Consider the following 2,928-nt stretch of genomic DNA (forward strand, 5'->3'; position numbering starts at 1 on the left):
ATAAATTGTGCCTTTACTTTTTCATCAGTTGCAATTGCTTCTGCTGCAAGTACTTCTAAGTAAAGAACTTCTACACCTGCATCTCTTAAAGTTTGAGCAAATGCATCATGTTCTTCTCTTGCTATTTTTAAATATGGAATGTCATCAAATAATAATCTGTCTAGTAGATCTGGAGTTAAATTTTCAACCTCTTCTCCAGGTCTATGTAATAGTACTGTCTTTAATCTACCTATTTCTGAGGTAACGTTTAAAGCTTTTTCTCCCATTATTGTCACTCCTTTTTTCTTTTGTTATATATGTGTAAACATTTCTGTGGGGTCAATCACAATTGATTAACGTTGTTTACAATCCCTATTATAGAGAGAGTATAAAACGTTAACAAGGAATTTTATTCCAGTAAATGTATGCTACTTTTTATTTTATTCACTATGATAAATCTATAAATTTATTAGATAATCAATATTAATTACATTAGTACCTAGCAGTTTATCAATTCATTATGTTAAATCAATATGCATAAAAAAATGTATAATTCATGTATAAAATAGGAATACACTTTTTTTGATTTTATTGAAAATTTCTATTTTTTTAGCATATAAATTTATTTGAAATATATTGTGATATAATATCATAGAAAATTAATCTACTAAGTAATTGGAGGAGATAGAATGTTTTCTAAAGAAGAGCTTTTAGTAATTGAAGATGCGCTGAAAATTGCAGATAAAGAGTACATAAAATTAATTGATGAAAACAAAAATAATAAAAGTAGAATAGTAGCCTATAATAGAAAACAAAAAAATTGTGGCTAGTTCAAAACAAATTAAAAAAACTTATACAAGAAAAATAATTTTAAATAGTTATCTCAAAACTAAATAAAAGATAAAATATTTTTATATATTAAGTTTAATGTTTTATCTTTTATTATTATGTAGTTTGAGGTAACTTTTTTTGTTTTAAGAGAGTGATAAAATATAAACAAGATTATATAGTATTATTTAAAAGGATTATTAAAAAGGACAGGATAATAGATTTAAAGAACTAATTAATCTATTATTTTGTCTTTTAAAAAATATACATTAATTTAAATAATATAAGGAGAGGTATGAGATGAATATACTTAGTATTAGAGATGTTTATTATATGGCACATAATACAGATATATTAAAAGGTATTTCTATTGATGTAAAAGAAGGTGATTGCATATCAATAATTGGATCTTCAGGAAGTGGGAAAAGTACTTTACTAAAAATTTGTTCAGATCTAATAACTCCATCAAGTGGAGATGTATATTATAGAGAAAAGAATTATAAAGATTATAATCCTTTAGAACTTAGACGAAGAGTAAGTTATTGTATTCAAACACCTTACCTTTTTGGAGCAACTGTAATTGAAAATCTAATATTTCCATTTAAAATACGCAAAAAAGAGATAGATAAAATTAGGATAATAAAGTTATTTAATAAATTCAATTTAGATGAAAGCTTTTTATATAAGGAAATAAAATCATTATCAGGAGGAGAGAAATAAAGAATAGCACTTGCAAGAAATTTAATATATACTCCAGATATTTTATTACTAGATGAAGTTACTTCAGCATTAGACAAAGAAAACTGCAAATTAGTTGAAGCTTATATAAAGGAATTAAATGATAAAGGGGTAACTATAGTGTGGGTTACCCATAGCATGGAACAAAGTGAATCTATTTTTAACAGAAGAATATTAATATCAGATGGAAAAGTTGAAAAAATGGAGGAATTAAAATGAGCATAATATCTTTATTTATAGCATCAACATTAGTTATAATCCCTATATTTATATCTTATAAAGAAAAATTGGGATTAGAAAAAGAAATAGTTGTAAGTATTTTAAGGGCAATAGTTCAATTAATAATAGTTGGATATATTTTAGATGTAATTTTTGGATTGAAAAATCCTATATGTACATTAATACTAATTTTAATAATGATTGTAAATGCTTCAGTAAATACAAAGAAAAGAGGTAGAGGTATCAATAAAGTATTCACTATATCATTTGTATCAATATTAATTGGGGCATCAGTTACTATATCAATATTAGTAATTTCAGGAGTTATAAAATTTAGTCCAAATGAAATTATACCAATTGCAGGGATGATAATAAGTAATTCTATGATTGCAATTGGATTAAGTTATACAAATCTTAATAACTCTTTTAAAAATAAAAGGGAAGAGGTAGAGGTTAAATTATCTTTAGGAGCAGATGTAAAGGAAGCATCTAAAAGTATTTTAAGAGATAGTGTGAAGGTTGCTATTATTCCCACTATAGATTCAGCAAAAACATTAGGTATTGTTTCATTGCCAGGAATGATGACAGGATTAATTTTAGCAGGGGTATCTCCATTAACTGCAATAAAGTTTCAAATAATGGTTACTTTTATGATGTTATCTGCATCAGCTGTATCTACAATTATAGCAACTTATTTATGTTATAAAGATTTTTTCAATGAAAGAAAACAATTAAAAATATAAGAGAACATATATAAAGTGTATTTAGGTAAAATCTATAATTTATTATATTGTATAAAAGTTAATTAATGATTATATATAGATTAAGTTAAAACTCACCCTAGCATATCAATATAAGTAATAATGAGAAAAATGTAGTAAAATGCATTATATAAAGAATAATCTTATTAAATAGAATTACTCTATAATTTGTATGTCGAAAAAAAGTATATAATAACAAACGTTGACCGCGAGAAATTGTCTTTTAGTAAATAAAGCAACTAAATTAAATTTAAAAAATAAATTTGAAAAAAGTTGTTGACAATGAAACTTGTAGGTGATAAGATAAACAAGTCGCTTGAGGGCGACGAGATAAAATGGTCTTTGAAAATTGAACAGAATATAGAAATACATTTAGAACCAGCAATTCTTTTTATTAAAGTAA

Annotated in this window: 4 protein-coding genes; 3 read left to right on the forward strand and 1 reads right to left on the reverse strand. The window is 24.5% G+C overall.

Going from position 1 to position 2,928, the window contains the following annotated elements; translation table 11 throughout:
• Positions 1-266: arginine deiminase family protein (locus tag J2Z53_RS12775; protein ID WP_234925865.1), on the reverse strand; the 266-nt coding region annotated here is incomplete at its 3' end.
• Positions 267-668: 402 nt separating this feature from the next.
• Here J2Z53_RS12775 and J2Z53_RS12780 point away from each other — a divergent pair.
• The 3 genes from J2Z53_RS12780 (at position 669) to J2Z53_RS12790 (ending at position 2,507) form a co-directional block, all read left to right on the forward strand.
• Positions 669-809, forward strand: a complete 141-nt coding sequence (locus J2Z53_RS12780; RefSeq protein ID WP_209797836.1) for a hypothetical protein — start codon at positions 669-671, stop codon at positions 807-809.
• 298 nt (positions 810-1,107) lie between these two features.
• Positions 1,108-1,527: an ABC transporter ATP-binding protein gene (locus J2Z53_RS12980; protein WP_327786725.1), complete on the forward strand. Its 420-nt coding sequence runs from the start codon at positions 1,108-1,110 to the stop codon at positions 1,525-1,527.
• A 233-nt stretch (positions 1,528-1,760) separates the two neighbouring features.
• Positions 1,761-2,507 carry an ABC transporter permease gene (locus J2Z53_RS12790; protein WP_209797835.1) on the forward strand — a complete coding sequence of 249 codons (747 nt, stop codon included), beginning with the start codon at positions 1,761-1,763 and terminating at the stop codon, positions 2,505-2,507.
• The last annotated feature ends 421 nt before the right edge of the window (positions 2,508-2,928 follow it).

This window comes from Clostridium moniliforme (assembly GCF_017873235.1).
Lineage (GTDB): Bacteria > Bacillota > Clostridia > Clostridiales > Clostridiaceae > Clostridium > Clostridium moniliforme.

Bases quoted from the DNA above. Each gene is read 5' to 3' on its own strand.
- J2Z53_RS12780 (WP_209797836.1), top strand. From the start codon at position 669: ATGTTTTCTAAAGAAGAGCTTTTAGTAATTGAAGATGCGCTGAAAATT.
- J2Z53_RS12980 (WP_327786725.1), top strand. From the start codon at position 1,108: ATGAATATACTTAGTATTAGAGATGTTTATTATATGGCACATAATACA.
- J2Z53_RS12790 (WP_209797835.1), top strand. From the start codon at position 1,761: ATGAGCATAATATCTTTATTTATAGCATCAACATTAGTTATAATCCCT.